This is a genomic window from Streptomyces sp. NPDC107550 (assembly GCF_055639095.1).
Window position 1 is genome coordinate 37,546 of record NZ_JBVKBC010000026.1, and the last position, 15,006, is coordinate 52,551.

The 15,006-nt window shown below is 74.2% G+C and carries 18 protein-coding genes; 11 read left to right on the forward strand and 7 right to left on the reverse strand.

The window, feature by feature from the left end:
- Positions 1–39 precede the first annotated feature (39 nt).
- The gene (locus ACZ7LY_RS26815) at positions 40–261 is read left to right on the forward strand and encodes a helix-turn-helix domain-containing protein (RefSeq protein ID WP_249590717.1); all 222 of its coding nucleotides are present in this window, start codon (positions 40–42) and stop codon (positions 259–261) included.
- Between the two features lie 149 nt (positions 262–410).
- On the forward strand, positions 411–1,202 hold the full coding sequence (locus ACZ7LY_RS26820; protein WP_471627278.1) for an enoyl-CoA hydratase/isomerase family protein: 792 nt from the start codon (positions 411–413) through the stop codon (positions 1,200–1,202).
- Positions 1,203–1,358: 156 nt separating this feature from the next.
- Here ACZ7LY_RS26820 and ACZ7LY_RS26825 read toward each other — a convergent pair whose 3' ends face one another.
- On the reverse strand, positions 1,359–2,348 hold the full coding sequence (locus tag ACZ7LY_RS26825; RefSeq protein ID WP_471627279.1) for a hypothetical protein: 990 nt from the start codon (positions 2,346–2,348) through the stop codon (positions 1,359–1,361).
- A gap of 107 nt (positions 2,349–2,455) precedes the next feature.
- Between ACZ7LY_RS26825 and ACZ7LY_RS26830 the strand changes: the two genes are divergently transcribed.
- From ACZ7LY_RS26830 to amaP, 5 genes are read left to right on the forward strand one after another with little or no spacing between them, the layout of a single operon-like run.
- Positions 2,456–2,938: an Asp23/Gls24 family envelope stress response protein gene (locus tag ACZ7LY_RS26830; RefSeq protein WP_471627280.1), complete on the forward strand. Its 483-nt coding sequence runs from the start codon at positions 2,456–2,458 to the stop codon at positions 2,936–2,938.
- Between the two features lie 60 nt (positions 2,939–2,998).
- The gene (locus tag ACZ7LY_RS26835) at positions 2,999–3,184 is read left to right on the forward strand and encodes a hypothetical protein (RefSeq protein ID WP_471627281.1); all 186 of its coding nucleotides are present in this window, start codon (positions 2,999–3,001) and stop codon (positions 3,182–3,184) included.
- A 3-nt stretch (positions 3,185–3,187) separates the two neighbouring features.
- Entirely contained in the window at positions 3,188–3,532 is a 345-nt protein-coding gene (locus ACZ7LY_RS26840) for an Asp23/Gls24 family envelope stress response protein (protein ID WP_471627282.1), read from the forward strand.
- Entirely contained in the window at positions 3,529–4,170 is a 642-nt protein-coding gene (locus tag ACZ7LY_RS26845; RefSeq protein ID WP_471627283.1) for a DUF6286 domain-containing protein, read from the forward strand. Before ACZ7LY_RS26840 ends, ACZ7LY_RS26845 begins: the two co-directional genes overlap by 4 nt.
- Positions 4,167–4,754 carry an alkaline shock response membrane anchor protein AmaP gene (amaP, locus tag ACZ7LY_RS26850; RefSeq protein WP_471627284.1) on the forward strand — a complete coding sequence of 196 codons (588 nt, stop codon included), beginning with the start codon at positions 4,167–4,169 and terminating at the stop codon, positions 4,752–4,754. The genes ACZ7LY_RS26845 and amaP overlap by 4 nt, the downstream gene beginning before the upstream one ends.
- 142 nt (positions 4,755–4,896) lie before the next feature.
- Here amaP and ACZ7LY_RS26855 read toward each other — a convergent pair whose 3' ends face one another.
- From ACZ7LY_RS26855 to ACZ7LY_RS26880, 6 genes are all read right to left on the reverse strand, one after another.
- On the reverse strand, positions 4,897–5,652 hold the full coding sequence (locus ACZ7LY_RS26855) for an SDR family oxidoreductase (RefSeq protein WP_471627285.1): 756 nt from the start codon (positions 5,650–5,652) through the stop codon (positions 4,897–4,899).
- Positions 5,653–5,657: 5 nt separating this feature from the next.
- Positions 5,658–7,451: a glycoside hydrolase family 15 protein gene (locus tag ACZ7LY_RS26860; protein WP_471627286.1), complete on the reverse strand. Its 1,794-nt coding sequence runs from the start codon at positions 7,449–7,451 to the stop codon at positions 5,658–5,660.
- 128 nt (positions 7,452–7,579) lie between these two features.
- Complete coding sequence (locus tag ACZ7LY_RS26865; RefSeq protein ID WP_471627287.1) at positions 7,580–8,425, reverse strand: SURF1 family cytochrome oxidase biogenesis protein; 846 nt, start codon at positions 8,423–8,425, stop codon at positions 7,580–7,582.
- Between the two features lie 108 nt (positions 8,426–8,533).
- Entirely contained in the window at positions 8,534–8,767 is a 234-nt protein-coding gene (locus tag ACZ7LY_RS26870) for a hypothetical protein (RefSeq protein WP_471627288.1), read from the reverse strand.
- Between the two features lie 79 nt (positions 8,768–8,846).
- A complete protein-coding gene (locus tag ACZ7LY_RS26875; protein ID WP_471627289.1) occupies positions 8,847–9,821 on the reverse strand; it encodes a DEDDh family exonuclease in 975 nt (324 codons plus the stop codon).
- Between the two features lie 67 nt (positions 9,822–9,888).
- Positions 9,889–10,530: a TetR/AcrR family transcriptional regulator gene (locus ACZ7LY_RS26880; protein ID WP_471627290.1), complete on the reverse strand. Its 642-nt coding sequence runs from the start codon at positions 10,528–10,530 to the stop codon at positions 9,889–9,891.
- 132 nt (positions 10,531–10,662) lie between these two features.
- Here ACZ7LY_RS26880 and ACZ7LY_RS26885 point away from each other — a divergent pair, with 132 nt between their 5' ends.
- From ACZ7LY_RS26885 to ACZ7LY_RS26900, 4 genes are read left to right on the forward strand one after another with little or no spacing between them, the layout of a single operon-like run.
- On the forward strand, positions 10,663–11,460 hold the full coding sequence (locus ACZ7LY_RS26885) for an acetoacetate decarboxylase family protein (protein WP_471627291.1): 798 nt from the start codon (positions 10,663–10,665) through the stop codon (positions 11,458–11,460).
- 1 nt (position 11,461) lies between these two features.
- The gene (locus ACZ7LY_RS26890) at positions 11,462–12,346 is read left to right on the forward strand and encodes an SDR family NAD(P)-dependent oxidoreductase (protein ID WP_471627292.1); all 885 of its coding nucleotides are present in this window, start codon (positions 11,462–11,464) and stop codon (positions 12,344–12,346) included.
- Between the two features lie 30 nt (positions 12,347–12,376).
- Positions 12,377–13,672 carry an amidohydrolase family protein gene (locus ACZ7LY_RS26895; protein WP_471627293.1) on the forward strand — a complete coding sequence of 432 codons (1,296 nt, stop codon included), beginning with the start codon at positions 12,377–12,379 and terminating at the stop codon, positions 13,670–13,672.
- On the forward strand, positions 13,669–14,994 hold the full coding sequence (locus tag ACZ7LY_RS26900) for an amidohydrolase family protein (protein ID WP_471627294.1): 1,326 nt from the start codon (positions 13,669–13,671) through the stop codon (positions 14,992–14,994). Before ACZ7LY_RS26895 ends, ACZ7LY_RS26900 begins: the two co-directional genes overlap by 4 nt.
- Positions 14,995–15,006 lie beyond the last annotated feature (12 nt).

A 15,006-nucleotide genomic window follows, 5' to 3' on the forward strand; every position in this document is an offset into this window, starting at 1 on the left:
ATGGGAAATCCAGAGCGCACTTCCCATGAGGAGGCACGGGTGGCCGAGACTCTGAAGAAGGGCAGCCGGGTGACCGGCGCCGCGCGCGACAAGCTCGCGGCAGACCTGAAGAAGAAGTACGACTCCGGTGCGAGCATCCGGGCGCTGGCCGAAGAGACCGGCCGCTCGTATGGCTTCGTGCACCGGATGCTCAGCGAGTCCGGAGTCACGCTCCGCGGACGCGGCGGCGCCACACGAGGCAAGAAGGCCGCGGCGGGCTGACAACCGCCGCACCGCCCCACGGGTACCGCTTCGCCCGGTTCACCGGTTCTTCGGTGACCACCCGGTCGGCCGGCTCATCGGCCGGGTGGTTACTGTGCAGTCACTTACGCGCTCGCGCGCGACCTGACCGCGCAGACCCGGAGGCCCAGATGACCCTGCCCGCACCCCTGCTCGACAAGGACGGCGCCCGGCTCACCGTCGAGGACACCCTCGCCACGGTGACGCTGGCCAACCCGGACAAGCGCAACGCCCAGTCTCCCGCGCTGTGGCGGGCGTTGACCGAAGCCGGGCGCCTCCTGCCGGGCACCGTGCGGGTCGTCGTGGTGCGCGGTGAGGGCAAGTCCTTCTCCGCGGGCCTTGACCGGCAGGCGTTCACGCCCGAGGGCTTCGACGGCGAACCGTCCTTCATCGACCTGGCACGCGGCGGCGACGAGACCCTCGACGCCACCATCGCCGAGTACCAGGACGCCTTCACCTGGCTGCGCCGCCCCGACCTGCTGTCGGTCGCGGCCGTCCAGGGGCACGCCATCGGCGCCGGGTTCCAGCTCGCCCTCGCCTGCGACCTGCGCGTCGTCGCCGACGACGTGCAGTTCTCCATGCGCGAGACCAGCCTCGGCCTCGTCCCCGACCTCACCGGCACGCACCCCCTCGTCTCCCTCGTCGGCTACGCGCGCGCCCTGGAGATCTGCGTCACCGGCCGCTACGTCCACGCCGACGAGGCCGTCGCCTCCGGCCTGGCCAACGTCGCCGTGCCCGGCGACCAGCTCGACGCCGCGACCCGGGACCTCGTCGCCGCGCTCGTCGCCGCGCCCCGCGACGCCGTCGTCGAGACCAAGGCGCTGCTCCAGGGCGTCGCCGGCCGCACCCTCGACGAGCAGCGGGCCGCCGAGCGCGCCGCGCAGGGACGCCGGCTGCGGGACCTCGCGGGCCTCGGCGACTGACGCGCCGTCGCTGCTCACGGGCCTCGGCGGCTGGCGCCCCGCTGCTGGCGGGCCTCGGCGGGTGACGCCCCCGCTACTGGCGGGCCTCGGCGACTGGCGCCCGCGCTGCTCGTGGGCCTCGGCGGCTGGCGCCCCCGGGACTGCCTCGGGCCGCTCTCAGGAGGCCGCGTCCTCCTCGTCCACGTCGGTGATCAGCACCGCCACGGTCGGCCGGTCGGGGAGCGCGTCGGCCACGGCGGTACGGACCGCGCGGGCCACGTCCAGGGCGCGGGCGCTCTCCGTCACGGCCAGCTCCAGGCGTACGTGTCCGGGCTCCACGTGAACCGGCCTGCCGACCCCACCGAGCGCGCCGGTCAGCCGCGCCACCCCGGGCACGGCCCGCGCCGCGTCCCCGGCGGCCTCCTTATCGCCGGGGACGGGTGTGGCGCCGGTGCCGGGAGCAGGGGCGTCGGGCGTGTCGCCTGCCGGGTGCGGGGCCGGGGTCACCGCGATGACCGCCGCGTCCCCGTCCGGAGCCACGGCCAGCACCGCGCTCTCCCCGTCGCCCGGCACCGCGACGACCGCCGCCTCGCCCTCGGGTGACACGGCGACAGCGGCCTCCCGCGCGTCCGGCGTCACCGTAATGGCGGAACCTTCGGAGGCTTCTTCCGCGCCGGCGCCGGAGCCTGCTCCACCCTTACCCGAGCCCTCCGTATCCGCGGCGTCGCCCCCGCCGTCCGCCCCGGTGCCTTCCGCGTCCAGCAGTTCCGTCACCCGCAGGTCGATCTCCCGTACCGCGAGCCCGAGTCCGTCGTGGGCCCGCGCGGCCAGCGCCGCCCGCAGCCGTTCCGTGGAGCGTGCGAGCGGCTCGGCGGCCGTCACCGCGCACTCGGCCCGCAGCCGCAGCGGCCCAGGCGGCAGCGCGCTCGGCGGCGCCGGGACAGGGGAGGGCGCCGCACCCTCCCCGTCAGCGTCAGCGTCACCGTCCGCCGGTTCGAGTCGTACGGCACCGAGCCGTACCCCCGGCACCCGCTCCGCCGCCCGCCGCAGCGCGGCCCCCGCCGCCGGTTCCGTGATCCACGCGCCGTCGTCCGCGCCGCCCAGCGGCAACAGCCTGCCGAGCCCCAGTTGACGACGTACCTCCTGAGCCCACCGATCTACCGTCATCACCCCAGGCTGCCCCATTCCGGGCGCGACTTCGCGTAACGGCACTTAGTGTGGGCAAGAGAAAGCAACACCCCACCGAAAACGCACCTCACAGAGGGGACGGCCTGATGAGCGACACCGCGCAGAAGCCGGGCGAGACAGCCGGGGCTCCGACGGTGGCCCCGAGCGGCAAGACCAACGTGACCAAGCGCGGCGGAGGCGACCCCGCGAACCGAGGACGCACGACCATCGCCGATGGCGTCGTCGAGAAGATCGCCGGGCTCGCCGCCCGCGACGTCGACGGCGTGCACGCGATGGGCAGTGGCCTGTCCCGCACCTTCGGCGCCGTCCGGGACCGCGTACCAGGCGGCTCCAAGTCCGTGTCACGCGGCGTGAAGGCGGAGGTCGGCGAGGTCCAGACCGCGCTCGACCTGGAGATCGTCGTCGAGTACGGCGTCTCCATCGCCGACACCGCACGCGACGTGCGCGAGAACGTGATCAACGCGGTCGAGCGCATGACCGGCCTCGAGGTCGTCGAGGTGAACATCGCCGTCAGCGACGTGAAGCTGCCGGACGAGGAGGACGAGGAGCCGGAGTCACGACTCCAGTGACACCCCGGCCGGCCGACAGCCCGGTCAGGCACTGACCGGACGACGCAGGAGGAAGAAACGATGAATCTGGCCGTGATCGGCATGATCGCCGGCATGGCTCTCGGGTTCGCCGGATACTTCGGCGGTTTCGGGGCCTTTCTGCTGGTGGCGGCGCTCGGCGCCATCGGCTTCGTCGCGGGCCGGTTCCTCGAAGGGGACCTGGAACCCGGCGAGTTCTTCCGCCTGCGCGGCGACCGGCGGCGGTGACCCGTGGCGGCACAGGTCGCGCCGGCCGAGCGCGGCGCGACCCGGATCGCCGACCGGGTCGTCGCCAAGATCGCCGCGTACGCGGCGCGTGAGGCGCTGCCCGCCGTCCCCGAGGACGGCGCGCCGCCGCACGCCACCGTCTCCGTCCACCACGACAGCGCGCGGGTGCGGATCAGCCTAGAGCTGGACCATCCCGTCGACATCGGCGCCCAGTGCGGCGCCGTGCGTCGTCAAGTCACCCAGCGGGTAAGAGAGTTGGCGGGAATGGAAGTGCCCGAGGTGGCCGTCCAGGTGGAGCGGCTGCACTCGGCGCACACCCGCGGCTCGGACCGGGGGAGGATCCGATGAGCGAGCCCACCGAGGTACTGCCCACGACCGAACGGGCCCCCGGCGACAGCGCCGGCCGCTCCTCGCAGGTGGACCAGGCCCCCGGCACGGGAGGCAGGACGGGCCGCTTCTGGTCCGCCCGCCGCGTCCCCGCCGCGCTCGCCGCCCTGGTGCTGCTCGGCGGCGTCGGCATCCTGCTCTACGACGTCGCCGCCGTCCGCGCCGGGCACCCCGCGATGCGGTGGCGGCGCAGCCTGGCCGACGCCCTCGCCGACCACCCCCTCGACGACACCGGTGTCCTGATCGGCGCCGGGGTCGCCGCCGCCCTCGGCCTGTGGCTGCTGCTGCTCGCGCTCACCCCGGGCCTGCGCGGCGTGCTGCCGATGCGCAGGACCCACCCCGACATCCGCGCGGGGCTGCACCGCGACGCCGCCGCGATGGTGCTGCGCGACCGCGCGATGGAGGTCTCCGGCGTGCAGTCCGTCCGCGTACGGATGAAGCGCTCCAAGGTGGAGGTGCGGGCGCTGTCCCACTTCCGCGAACTCGACGACGTACGGGCCGATCTGGACGCGGCGCTGGGCGAGGGGGTGCGAGGTCTCGGCCTCGCCTCGACGCCCGGTCTGTCGGTGCGGGTGGCGCGGCCCGGACGGAAGGGATGACCGGCGTGCTGCGCAGCGTGAACCGGATCGTGCTCGGACTGCTCGGCCTGCTCCTGCTGGCCGGCGGCGGCGCGGTGCTCGCCGTCGGGCTCGGCGTGAAGCCGCCGTCGTGGTGGATCCACGACGGCCGGCACGACGTCCTGCTGAGCACCGCCGACCGTGTCCGCTGGCGGGACTCCGGCTGGTGGTGGCCCACGGTCATCGCCGTGCTCGCCGTCGTCGTGCTGCTGGCGCTGTGGTGGCTGGTGGCGCAGCTGCGCCGGCGCCGGCTGGGCGAGGTGCTGGTCGACACGGGCGACGGCGAGGGCGCGCTGCTGCGCGGCCGAGCCCTGGAGAGCGTGTGCGCGAGCGCGGCCGAGTCCCTCGACGGCGTGGACCGCGCGAGCGTCGCCCTGACCGGCCGCCGTACGGCACCGCGCGCGCGGGTCGGCCTCACGATGGAGCCGCACGCCTCCCCGGGGGCGGCCCTGCGCGGCTTCGCCGACCAGGCGCTGGCCCCGGCCCGGGACTCCGCCGGCCTCGACGCCCTGCCCTCGGAGGTCCGCCTCCGCGCGGTCCGGCACCGCGCGGAACGCGTGAGCTGACCGGGGCGGCCCGCGTCCCCCACACCCCCGCACGCCACGCACACCCCGCCCGCCCCACCCCGTACACCCCGACGCCCCGGCAGCCCACCGCCGCCGGGGCGTTTCCGCTCGCCCCGCGTCTGCGCCGGGCGGGAGGGGCGCGTCAGAAGCCGTGCCGGAAGCCGCCGTCGACCGGCAGCATGACGCCCGTCAGATACGAGGCGGCCGGCGACAGGAAGAACGCGGCCGTGCGGCCGAACTCCTCCGGGGTGCCGTAGCGGCGCAGCGGGACGCGGGCGGCGTTCGCCCTGCGGGTCGCCTCGGGGTCGGCGGAGTTGCCGTCCAGCTCCCGCACCCGGTCCGTGTCGATGCGCCCCGGCAGCAGGCCCACGACACGGATGCCGCGCGGGCCCAGCTCGTCGGCGAGGGACTTGGCGAACCCGGCGAGGCCAGGACGCAGCCCGTTGGAGATGGTCAGCCCCGGGATCGGCTCGTGGACCGAGCCGGAGAGCACGAAGCCGATGACGCCGCCCTCGCCCAGTTCGGCCGCCGCCGCCCGCGCGAGGCGCACCGCCCCGAGGAACACCGAGTCGAACGCCGTACGCCACTGCTCGTCGGTGGTGTCGGCGGCGAAGCCGGGCGCGGGCCCGCCTACGCTGACCAGCATCCCGTCGAACCCGCCGAACCGCTCCCGCGCGGCGGCGATCAGCCGGGCGGGCGCCTCGGGGTCGGCGTTGTCGGCGGCCACACCGTACGCGTTCGGGCCGAGCGCCTCGGCGGCCTCGGCGGCCTTCTGCTCGTCGCGGCCGGTGACCACCACCTTCGCGCCGTCGGCGACCAGCTCACGCGCGGCGGCGTTGCCCAGGCCCCGGGTCGCGCCCGTGACCACGTACACACGGTCCTTCAGTCCAAGATCCATGGGTCCTATCCTGCCTCCGCGTCCCCGTCCGTGCCGAACAGGGTCAGCGCGGTGCCGACGAGCCCGATGTGGCTGAACGCCTGCGGGAAGTTCCCGAGCTGCCGGTCGTGCACGGGGTCGTACTCCTCGGCGAGCAGCCCCACGTCATTGCGGAGCGCGACCAGCCGTTCGAACAGCTCCCGCGCCTCCTTCGTACGGCCCGTCATGTGCAGCGCGTCGGCGAGCCAGAACGAGCAGACGAGGAACGCGCCTTCCTCGCCCGGCAGTCCGTCCACGACGGCGCCCTCGGTGCTGTAGCGGCGCAGGAAGCCGTGGTGCGTGAGGTCCTCGCGGATCGCGTCGACCGTGCCGACGACGCGCGGGTCGTCTGGCGGCAGGAACCCGGCCCGGGGGATGAGCAGCAGGGAGGCGTCCAGTTCGCGGGAGCCGTAGTACTGCGTGAACGTGCCGCGTTCCTTGTCGAAGCCGTGCTCGCACACGTCCTTGTGGACGGCGTCCCGCAGCGCGCGCAGCCGGTCGAGGTCGCCGGGGAGCTTCGGGTCCTCCTCCAGCGCGCGGACGGTCCGGTCGGCGGCGACCCACACCATCACCTTGGAGTGGACGAAGTGCCGGCGCGGCCCGCGCACCTCCCACAGGCCCTCGTCGGGCTTGCGCCAGGCGTCCTGGAGGAAGTCCAGCATGGCCAGTTGCAGCCGCCAGGCGTGCGGCTGGGCGCTCAGTCCGGCGCTGCGGGCGAGCGCGAGGGAGTCGACGACCTCCCCGTACACGTCGAGCTGGAGCTGGTTCACGGCGCCGTTGCCGGTGCGGACCGGGCGTGAGTCGTGGTGGCCGGAGAGCCAGGGCAGCTCGTGCTCGGGCAGCCGGCGCTCACCCGCGAGCCCGTACATGATCTGGAGGTCGGCGGGATCGCCCGCAGCGGCGCGCAGCAGCCAGTCACGCCACTCCTGCGCCTCCTCCAGGTAGCCGGCCGACACGAGGGCGCCGAGGGTGAGGGTGGAGTCGCGCAGCCAGCAGTAGCGGTAGTCCCAGTTGCGTACGCCGCCGATCTCCTCGGGCAGCGAGGTGGTGGCGGCGGCGACGATGCCGCCGGTCGGGGCGAAGGTGAGCGCCTTCAGGGTGAGCAGGGAGCGCAGCACGGCGTCCCGGTGCGGGCCCCGGTAGCGGCACCGCTCGGACCACTTCTGCCAGTCCTGGAGGCTGTTGTCCAGCGCCTCGTACGGGTCGACCTGCGGCGGGCGCTTCTCGTGCGAGGGGTGCCAGGTGAGCACGAAGGCGACGGACTCGCCCTCCTCGACGGTGAACTCGGAGTGCGTGCCGAACGACTCGCCCCACGTGTGCACGGGCGGCTCGCTGCGCAGCCACACCGAGTCGGGTCCCGCGACGGCGACCCGGTGCCCGTCACTGCGGCGCACCCAGGGCACCACGGACCCGTAGTCGAAGCGCAGCCGCAGGGTGCCGCGCACGGTGACCCGGCCGCGCAGCCCGTGGACGATGCGGATGACGTCGGGGGCCTTGTCGCGCTGCGGCATGAAGTCGGTGACGCGGACGCTGCCCTCTTCGGTGTCCCATTCGGTGTCGAGCACGAGGGTGCCGGGCCGGTAGGCGCGCCGGGTGCAGACGCCGGCGCCGGCGGGCGCGAGTCGCCAGTGGCCGTTCTCCTCGTCGCCGAGCAGTTCGGCGAAGCAGGCGGGGGAGTCGAACCTCGGCAGGCACAGCCAGTCGATCGACCCGTCCCTGGCGACCAGGGCGGCGGTCTGTTCGTCGCCGATGACGGCGTAGTCCTCGATACGTGAGCGCACGCTCTGCGGGTGCCCCGTCCGCGCCGCCGGGAACAGCCGTCCCGACCACAGACAACCGGAACGCGCGACACCCGCGCAGCCACCCAGCGCAGCAGGCCGGGGGAGGGGGGCCGGGGAGGGGGCGGGTGTCAGGCGACCGGCGTGGGGGTCTCGGCGGCCTTGCCGGACTCCGGCCCGTCGGACTCCGGCCCGTCGGACCCGGGGCCCTCGCCCTCGGGCTCGTCGGCGCGGCGGCGGTCGCGCAGTTCGCGGCGGAGCAGGACGACCCAGCCGATGGGCACGGCGAGCGCGAACAGCCACCACTGGTAGGCGTACGCGTAGTTCAGCGCCGCGTCCTCCTTGCCCGGCTTGCCGATCAGCTCCGGGGTGCCGCCCTTGGGCTCGGGGGCGGTCTGGGCGACGTAGCCGCCGAGCACGGTCGCGCCGAGGCGGTCGGCCTGCTCCTTGCTGTTGATCAGCATGATCTGCCGGTCGGGCAGGCCCTTGAGGTCCTTGATGCCGCTGGCGGCGGTCGTCTCGTCGGGCATGAGCCGGCCGGTGACGGTGGTCTCGCCGCGCGGCGGCGCCGGGATCTTCGGGAACGCGGACTGGCTCGGCCCGTTCGCCGGGATCCAGCCGCGGTTGACCAGCAGCACCTTGCCGTCGCGCAGGACGAAGGGGGTGAGGACGTGGTAGCCGACCTCGTCGTCGCCGTTGACCCGGCGCCGTACGACGACCTCGTGAGCGGTGTCGTAGCGGCCCTCGGCGGTGACGGCCCGGTACCGCTCGCGGCTGGTGACGGTGTGCCCGGGGGAGGCCAGCGACTCGACGGGCACCGGCTTCGCGCCGAGGGCGTCGGTGACGAGCTGGTTGCGGGCGCTGCGCTCCTCGTAGCGGTGCATCTGCCAGATGCCCAGCCGGATCATCGTGGGGATGAGGACGAGGGCGACCAGCGTGAGGATCACCCACTGCCGGGTCAACAGGAAGCGGTACACCCCATGACGGTACCTCCGGCTCCCCGGCCGCCCTCGGCCGGGGGCGCGCACCCGGACATCCCGGGCGCCCGGGGCCCGCTCCGGCGGACGGACCCCGGGGCCCGCGGGTCAGACCTTGTCGACGATGCCCGCCTTCCCCTCCGCGCGGGAGCAGTGCGCCCCGCAGAACCAGTGGCCCTCGACCTCGACGCCCTGGCCGATGATGCGGCACCGGCAGTGCTCGCAGATGGGCGCCATGCGGTGGATGGCGCAGGAGAAACAGTCGAAGACATGCACCGCGCCCTGCGCGTGCACCTCGAAGGACATCCCGTAGTCGTTTCCGCAGACCTCACAACGTGCCATGCGCCACAGGGTGGGCGCCGGGACGGGTGCGGGGCGAGCGCCTGCGGGGCGCGTCGCCCCGCAATCACCCGTCTGTCGCTCAGCGGCCGTCCGCGGGGGCGACGTCCTGCAACAACTGTCCGAACGCGGCCTCGTCGACGACGGGCGTGCCGAACTGCTTCGCCTTGACGGCCTTGGACGTGTACGAGTCCGGGTCGTTGGTCACGAGGAGGCTCGTGAGCCGCGACAGGCTCGTCGCCACATGCAGCCCCGCCTCCACCGCGCGGTCCTCCAGCAGCTCCCGGTCGACGGAGGTGTCCCCGGAGAACGCCACCCGCATGCCCTGCTTGAGCGGTTTGCCCGCTTCGTAACGCCCGGGGTTCGGGTACGGGCACGCCGGACGCTTGCGCGAGGGCCGCCACGAACCGCCGCCGCCCCGGTACGCGGACTGCGCCTGGCGGGGCACCGGCGCGGACTCCGCCCACTCGGTCAGCGGCCGGCACTCCAGCAGCGGCAGCCGCACCTCCTCGGCGGCGGCCGCCCGCAGACTCGGCCGGAACGCCTCCGCGAGCACGCGCGCGTCGTCCAGCGCGTGGTGCGCCCGCTCCTGTGCGACACCGAAGTGCGCGGCCAGCGACTCCAGCTTGTGGTTGGGCAGCGGCAGCCGCAGCTCCTTGGAGAGCGCGATCGTGCACAGCCGCTGGCGCACCGGCGCGGTCCGCTTCGCGCGCGCGTACTCGCGGGCGATCATCGACCAGTCGAACACCGCGTTGTGCGCGACGAGGACGCGGTCCGCGAGGCGCTCCGCGAACTCCTCCGCGATGTCCGTGAACAGCGGCGCCTCGCGCAGCATGTCCGTCGTCAGGCCGTGGATCCACACCGGTCCCGGATCGCGCTCGGGGTTCACCATCGTGTACCAGTGGTCCTCGACCTCACCGCGCGCGTCGAGACGGTAGACGGCAGCCGAGATGATCCGGTCGTCCCTGGACAGGCCGGTGGTCTCCACGTCGACGACCGCGTACCCCTCGGGATACGCGGCCGGCCATCGGCTTGCGGTCGTACGGTCTTCGAGCATGGTCCCTGAGGATACGGGCCGTCACCGACAGCGCGTGCGCCGCCCGCCCCCCGCGCGGGCCGCCCGGTCAACTCGCGTCGCGCAGCAAGGACTTCACCAGCGCCTCGGCCGAGGTCAGGAAGATCCGCTCCGGATCGGCGGGCGCCGCCAGCGCGCGGGACAGCTCCGGGTCGCCCGCCGCGTCCCCCGCGCCGCCCGCGTGCGCCCCCGCCCACAGCTCCTCGCCGCCCGGCCGCTGCACCGGCGCCCGCTCCCGGTTCCGCTCGACGAGGACATGGCCGACGACGAGGAAGACGACCGCGCGGACCGCGTCCGCCGCCCGCGCCCCGCTCAGCCCCGCCGCGCGTACCTCCCGTACCAGCGCCTCCTGGACCGGATGGAACATGTGGTCGGTCAGCCCCCGCTCGTGGACCATCGCCACCAGATGGGGCCGCGCCCTGAGCTGCCGGCGCAGCGCCCGCGCGAGCGACAGCACGCGCTGCTCGGGCCCCTCGCCGCGCGCCCGGAGCGCCCCGAGGTCGGCGACCGTGCGCAGCGCCAGCGCGTCGAGCAGTGACTCGCGGTTGCCGACGTGCCAGTAGATCGAGGTGACGGCCGTGCCCAGCTCGGCGGCGAGCTTGCGCATCGTCAGGGCCTGCGGCCCGTCCCGCTTGACCAGCTCGGCGGCGGTCGACAGGACCTCCTCGCGCGTGAGCGGCCTGCGCGCCATCCGGCCTCCCGGCGTCCGACTTCCGTCCGTGCGCGTGTCTTTACCCTTCATCGCCGCCGGTGTAACTGTGTTACAGGCGCCTACCGAACGACCCCGGCACGTCCACGACGAGCACGCCGAAGGGCGGTACGAATGGCACGCGTACGGTACGGAGCGCGCACCGAGGCGGAGACCGCCGCCGCGCGCACAGCGAGCAGCAGGCTTCCCGACATCTGGTCCACCGGCGTGGTCGCCGTGTGGGAGTCCGACCCGGACGCGGTCGCGGCGGTGCTCCCGCCGCCGCTCAAGCCGACGGCCCGGCCGCTGGTGCGGGTCACCGTCAGCAAGGTCGACCTGCCCGGCTATCCGCTGGGCGCGGGCTCGTTCGCGGTCGCCGCCGAGCACGGCGGCGTCGAGGGCTGGTACCCGCTCGTCATGCCGATGACCCATGAGCGGGCCCTGATCGGCGGGCGCGAGGTGTTCGGCGAGCCGAAGAAGCTCGGCGAGGTCACCGTCGAGCGCGACGGCCTCGTCGTACGGGCCTCGCTCGCCCGGCACGGCATCGCCTTCGTCGAGGTGCGCGGCGCGGTCAGCGGCCCGCTGCCGCTGCCGGAGCCGGCGGTGAAGACGGACTTCTACTTCAAGTTCCTGCCCGCCGTGGACGGTTCCGGGTTCGAGTCCGAGCCCGTCCTCGTGCACTGCGTACGCCACGAGAAGGTCCGGAAGCTGGAGGCCGTCACCGGCGACGTCGTGCTGCGCGAGTCCATGTACGACCCGGTCGCGGACCTTCCGGTGCGCCGGCTCGTGGAGATCACCCTCGGCGAGAAGACCAGCGACCAGAGCGGCCGCGTCGTCGAACGGGTCAGCGCCGAGGCCCTCCTCCCGTACCTCCACCAGCGCTACGACGACCCCGCGCAGGTCCACGACGGGCCGCCCGAGGGGAGTGCCTGAGATGGAGCTGCGGCAGGGACAGGTCGCCGTCGTCACCGGCGCGGCGAGCGGCATCGGGCTCGCCCTCGCGCGGCGGTTCGCGGCGGACGGACTGAAGGTGGTCCTCGCGGACGTCGAGAAGGACGCCCTGGAGGCGGCGGCGCGGGAGCTGCGGGCCGAGGGCGCGACGGTGCACGCGCGCGTGGTCGACGTCGGGGAGCGCGCCCAGGTCATGGCGCTCGCCGAGGACACGTACGACACGTTCGGCGCCTGCCATGTGCTGTGCAACAACGCGGGCGTCGGCTCCGGCGCCGAGGGCCGCATGTGGGAGCACGAGCCCAACGACTGGAAGTGGGCGTTCGCCGTGAACGTGTGGGGCGTCTTCCACGGCGTCCAGGCGTTCGTGCCGCGCATGCTGGCGGGCGGCGAGCCGGGCCACGTCGTCAACACCTCCTCCGGCGACGGCGGTATCGCCCCGCTGCCCACGGCGTCCGTGTACGCGGTGACCAAGGCCGCCGTCGTCACCCTCACCGAGTCGCTGTACGCCCACCTCAAGGCCGACCGCGCGCGCGTGGGCGCCTCCGTGCTGTTCCCCGGGCCGCACATGCTGCGCACCGGGCTGTGGGAGTCCCACCGCAACCGCCCCGACCGGTTCGCCAAGGAGCGCCCGCGCAGGACCCCGTACCGCAGCCTCGGCCAGTGGGAGGCGGCGATGCGGGCGGCGGGCAAGGAGGTCGCGTTCACGCCCGTCGAGGACGTCGCCGACCTCGTCGCGGAGGGCATCGCGGCGGACCGCTTCTGGCTGCTGCCCGAGAGCGAGCACAGCGACCGCCAGATCAGGGCCCGCTCCCGGTCGATGCTGGAGCGGGCGAACCCGGCGTATCTGGAGAACTTCATCCTCGACTGACGCGTGCGACCGACCGAGGGACGGCATCCCATGACCGCTCAGCAGCACGACGACGACCCGTACCTGATCATCTCATCCGACTGCCACGCCGGCCTGCCCACCGAGGAGTACCGGCCCTACCTGGAGCGCCGCTTCCACCGGGAGTTCGACGACTTCCTCGGGCAGCGCGACGCCCGCCGCGCGGAGGCCACCCGGCTCGGCATCCGCAACGACGCCTTCGCCGACAAGTGGTTCCAGGACCACGAGGAGGGCCTGCGCGGCGGCTGGGACAGCGCGCAGCGCCTGAAGGAACTCGACGGGGACGGGGTGGCCGCCGAGGTCGTCTTCCCCGACGCGGACGCCGTCGACAGCCGTACGGCGGCGCCCTTCGGCGTCGGACTCGGCCTCTCCGGCGACCAGGACCCGGACCTCGGCATGGCGGGGGCGCGGGCGCACAACCGCTGGCTCGCCGAGTTCGTCTCCGCGCACCCCGAACGGCACCGCGGGGTCGCCCTGCTGCCGATCACCGCCGAGCCGGACGCGGTCGTCGCGGAGGTGCGCCGGGCGAAGGAGTCGGGGCTCGGCGCGCTGATGATCCCGTCCATGTGGGTGGACAACGCGCCCTACCACGACCGGCGTTACGACCCGGTGTGGGCGGCGGCCGCCGAGTGCGCGATGCCCGTCCTCACCCACTCCGGCGCGGCCCCCCGCCACGAGTACGGCGACCACCTCGGCATCTACGTCAGCGAGGTCACCTGGTGGCCCGCCCGCCCGCTGTGGTTCCTGCTCTGGTCCGGCGTGTTCGAGCGCCACCCCGGCCTCCGGTTCGGCGTCGCGGAGTCGGGCTGCTGGTGGCTGCCGAACCTGCTGTGGTTCATGGACCGCCTCTACCTCGGCGCGCACGGCGGCAAGAAGCTCTCCCCGTTCGCGGAACTCACGCGCGCGCCCCACGAGTACCTGGACCGGCAGGTGTTCGTGTGCGCCACCAACACCAAGCGCCGCGAACTCGCCCAGCGCTACGAGATCGGCGTCGACAACATCCTGTGGGGGAGCGACTTCCCGCACCCCGAGGGGACCTGGCCCGACACGCGCGCGTGGCTCGCCAGGACCTTCCACGACATCCCCGTCGCCGAGACCCGCCGCATGCTCGGGCTCGCCGCCGCCGAGAACTTCGGCTTCGACACCGATGCCCTCGCCCCGCTCGCCGCCCGCATCGGGCCCACGCCCGCCGACCTCGGCCAGGACGCGGACCAGCGGGCCGTCGAGGCGTCCTGGGCCCGCTCCCGCGAGGTCGGGCGACACTGGCTGACGGACCACGACTTCCCGTCGATCGGGGTGACGCCATGACCACCGGGAACACCGGTCACAGCGCGAACACCGGGAGCCCTGGGGGCGCGGGAACCCCCGGGGACCCCGCCGAGGACCGCTACACCGTCATCTCCGCGGACTGCCACGCCGGCGCCGACCTGCTCGACTACAGGCCCTATCTGGAGTCCCGCCACCACGACGCCTTCGACGCCTGGGCCGCCCACTACGTCAACCCCTACGAGGACCTGCTCGCCGACACCGCCGACCGCAACTGGAACTCCGAGCGGCGCCTCGCGGACCTGGAGGCGGACGGCATCGTCGCCGAGGTGGTCTTCCCCAACACCATCCCGCCGTTCTTCCCGTCGGCCGCGCTCATGGCGCCCGCGCCCACCCGCGCCGAGTTCGACCGGCGCTGGGCCGGGCTGCGCGCTCACAACCGCTGGCTCGCGGACTTCTGCGCCGCCGCCCCCGGGCGCAGGGCGGGCGTCTTCCAGATCCTCCTGAACGACGTCGAGGAGGCGGTACGGGAGATCCACCGCTGCGCGCGGGCGGGCCTGACCGGGGGTGTGCTGCTGCCCGGCACGCCGCCCGGCTCCGGCCTGCCCGAACTGCACTCCACGGCGTACGACCCGATCTGGCGGGCCTGCGCCGAACTCGGGGTGCCCGTCAACCATCACGCGGGCTCCGCGTCCCCGCCGCTCGGCGACGAACCGGCCGCCCGCGCCGTCTTCATGGTGGAGACGACGTGGTTCTCGCACCGGGCGCTGTGGCATCTGGTGTTCGGCGGCGCGTTCCGCAGGCATCCCGGGCTGCGCCTGGTCCTGACCGAGCAGGGCTCCGGCTGGATCCCCGGCGTCCTCGACATGCTGGACTACTACCACGGCCGCCTCGTCGCCGCCGCGAGCGCGAGCGCGACCACCGCGACCGCCGCCGGCGCGACCACCGCCGAGGCCCGCTTCGGCGCGGGCCTCGCCGACTCCATGGGCGAACGCCCCTCGACGGTCTGGCGGGAGAACTGCTACGTAGGCGCCAGCTTCATGCGCCCCCACGAGGTGCCGCTGCGCGACCGGATCGGCCTCGACAAGATCATGTGGGGCAGCGACTACCCGCATGACGAAGGCACCCACCCCTACACCCGCGAGGCCCTGCGCGTCGCCTACGCGGGCCTGCCGCGCGCGGAGATCGCCGCCATGGCCGGCGGCAACGCCGCCCGCATCTACGGCTTCGACCTCGACCGGCTCGCCCCCATAGCGGCCCGCGTGGGCCCCACCGTCAAGGAGATCGACGAACCCCTGAAACAGCCCCCGCCCGACGCGACGAGCCCGGCGTTCGCCACAGGGGCGTCGGTACGGGTCTGGTGAGGCCGGAACCGG

Bases quoted from the DNA above. Each gene is read 5' to 3' on its own strand.
- ACZ7LY_RS26820 (WP_471627278.1), top strand. From the start codon at position 411: ATGACCCTGCCCGCACCCCTGCTCGACAAGGACGGCGCCCGGCTCACC.
- ACZ7LY_RS26825 (WP_471627279.1), bottom strand. From the start codon at position 2,348: ATGACGGTAGATCGGTGGGCTCAGGAGGTACGTCGTCAACTGGGGCTC.
- ACZ7LY_RS26830 (WP_471627280.1), top strand. From the start codon at position 2,456: ATGAGCGACACCGCGCAGAAGCCGGGCGAGACAGCCGGGGCTCCGACG.
- ACZ7LY_RS26835 (WP_471627281.1), top strand. From the start codon at position 2,999: ATGAATCTGGCCGTGATCGGCATGATCGCCGGCATGGCTCTCGGGTTC.
- ACZ7LY_RS26845 (WP_471627283.1), top strand. From the start codon at position 3,529: ATGAGCGAGCCCACCGAGGTACTGCCCACGACCGAACGGGCCCCCGGC.
- amaP (WP_471627284.1), top strand. From the start codon at position 4,167: ATGACCGGCGTGCTGCGCAGCGTGAACCGGATCGTGCTCGGACTGCTC.
- ACZ7LY_RS26855 (WP_471627285.1), bottom strand. From the start codon at position 5,652: ATGGATCTTGGACTGAAGGACCGTGTGTACGTGGTCACGGGCGCGACC.
- ACZ7LY_RS26870 (WP_471627288.1), bottom strand. From the start codon at position 8,767: ATGGCACGTTGTGAGGTCTGCGGAAACGACTACGGGATGTCCTTCGAG.
- ACZ7LY_RS26875 (WP_471627289.1), bottom strand. From the start codon at position 9,821: ATGCTCGAAGACCGTACGACCGCAAGCCGATGGCCGGCCGCGTATCCC.
- ACZ7LY_RS26880 (WP_471627290.1), bottom strand. From the start codon at position 10,530: ATGGCGCGCAGGCCGCTCACGCGCGAGGAGGTCCTGTCGACCGCCGCC.
- ACZ7LY_RS26885 (WP_471627291.1), top strand. From the start codon at position 10,663: ATGGCACGCGTACGGTACGGAGCGCGCACCGAGGCGGAGACCGCCGCC.
- ACZ7LY_RS26890 (WP_471627292.1), top strand. From the start codon at position 11,462: ATGGAGCTGCGGCAGGGACAGGTCGCCGTCGTCACCGGCGCGGCGAGC.
- ACZ7LY_RS26895 (WP_471627293.1), top strand. From the start codon at position 12,377: ATGACCGCTCAGCAGCACGACGACGACCCGTACCTGATCATCTCATCC.
- ACZ7LY_RS26900 (WP_471627294.1), top strand. From the start codon at position 13,669: ATGACCACCGGGAACACCGGTCACAGCGCGAACACCGGGAGCCCTGGG.